Consider the following 332-nt stretch of genomic DNA (forward strand, 5'->3'; position numbering starts at 1 on the left):
TTCTTTAACTTTCGTATTCTTAAATTTTTCTTATCGCGATAATTACCCCTGTGGTAATTATACGCAATGTCCCAATATGTCAATGAACGTTTTCAAAATATTCCATTATCGGAGTAGCTTTCGCTGCTCCTCTAACTTCAATTTTGAGAATGCATTAAAAAAATCGTATTCTATAAATACTCAAAAGCAAGCTTTTTATATTTATATTCTTTCGATTTTGCTTTTAAAGCATTCATCGTGGAGAATATCGGAGTCGAACCGATGACCTCCTGCGTGCAAGGCAGGCGCTCTAGCCAGCTGAGCTAATCCCCCAATTACTAGTAGTTAGTAAT

1 tRNA gene is annotated in these 332 nt (G+C 35.8%); it reads right to left on the bottom strand.

The features are described from left to right. Positions 1 to 238 precede the first annotated feature (238 nt). Positions 239 to 312: transfer RNA gene (locus MWU65_RS17650), tRNA-Ala, on the bottom strand. Positions 313 to 332: the final 20 nt, after the last annotated feature.

This window comes from Cellulophaga sp. F20128 (genome assembly GCF_023015805.1).
GTDB lineage: Bacteria > Bacteroidota > Bacteroidia > Flavobacteriales > Flavobacteriaceae > Cellulophaga.